This window comes from Streptomyces sp. NPDC002130, assembly GCF_040296465.1.
In the GTDB taxonomy this organism is placed as follows: Bacteria; Actinomycetota; Actinomycetes; order Streptomycetales; family Streptomycetaceae; genus Streptomyces.
Genome location: NZ_JBEOXI010000978.1, coordinates 1 through 1258, shown reverse-complemented (window position 1 = coordinate 1258; position 1258 = coordinate 1). Strand labels below are relative to the sequence as shown.

Here is a 1258-nt window from a genome sequence, read left to right as displayed (position 1 = left end):
GGCGATTGCAGTCTTTGCGGTCTCGAACGTGGTGTACGCGAGTACATCGAGTTTCGAGGTGATGTTCGCTTTCCGGATCATTCCCGCCGTCGTTCATCCGGTCTTCTTCGCGGTCGCGTTGGCGAGTGCGGTTCGTCTGGTGCCACCGGAGGAGGCCACTTCTGCTGTGACGAAGGTATTCGCCGGTGTCACGGTCGGTTTTGCCTTCGGTGTGCCGTTGACGTCGTATCTGGCCGAGAACTTGTCGGTTTCGACGGCATTCGTTTTCGGTGCCGTGGTCAATGCGCTCGCGTTTGTCGGAATTCTGGTACTTCTGCCCTCGGCCCCGGTCGCACAACGTGTGTCGTACGGTGCGCAGGTCGGGATACTTCGCCGACCCGGCGTGTGGTTGACCATTCTTTCCGTCACGTTCGTTTTTGCGGCGATGTTCTCGGTGTACGGATACTTCGCCGAATATCTCGGCGAGGTGACGGGTATGAGCGGATCGTGGATCAGTGCGATGCTCTTGGCATTCGGTGTCGTGATGATCTTCGGAAACTTCGTCTTCGGGGCCCTGCTCGGCAAGAGTGTGGTGCGAACAGTCGTGGCGTTTCCGTTGCTGTACATACTCGTGTACGTGGTGATCTATCTGGTGGGTCCGTACTTCGCTGCGATGACTGTTGCCGTGTTGGTGTGGGGCGTGGTGCATTCCGGTGGACTGGTCATTTCCCAGAGTTGGATGGGGCGAGATTCGGTCGATGCACCCGAATTCGGTAACAGCCTGTTCATTTCGTTCTCCAATCTGGGGATCACGCTCGGAACAGCGACAGGTGGTTTGTTTCTCACACACCTCGGAACACGTCAATTGGTTTGGGCCGGCGTCTTGTTCGCCGCTCTGGCCCTGGCAATGATCGGCGCTCGATTGTCGCTCGGGCGGGTTCACAAAGAAAACGGTGCCAAAGTTCCGGTGTAGTTCTTGGGTAGGGGCCGCGCGAACTCACCGCGCGTACTGGTCGACAATCCTAGCGTGATCAAGGATTGAACCATGGTGACGGCAGCGGCAACACCGTCGACTACCGGCACCCCCAGTTCGTCGGACAGATCCTGGCACAGGTCCGCCATCCCGGCGCACCCCAGAACGAGGACATCCGAGCCGTCTCTTTCCAAGGCGTCGAAACAGGCTTCCAGGATCACCTTTCGTGCATCGGGATCGCGATCGAGTGCGAGAACCGGAATCTCGCAGGTCGACCTGGCGATGGTCCTGGCACTGATGGGCTGT

2 protein-coding genes are annotated in these 1258 nt (G+C 58.7%); one reads left to right on the top strand and one right to left on the bottom strand.

Features of this window, described 5'->3' with window-relative positions:
• Positions 1-952 (top strand): MFS transporter (locus ABT116_RS47585; protein WP_351647657.1); only part of this gene is annotated, 952 nt, incomplete at its 5' end.
• Here ABT116_RS47585 and ABT116_RS47580 read toward each other — a convergent pair.
• Positions 919-1258, bottom strand: a 340-nt coding sequence (locus tag ABT116_RS47580; protein ID WP_351647654.1) for an aspartate/glutamate racemase family protein, incomplete at its 5' end; no start/stop codon positions are given. The genes ABT116_RS47585 and ABT116_RS47580 overlap by 34 nt on opposite strands.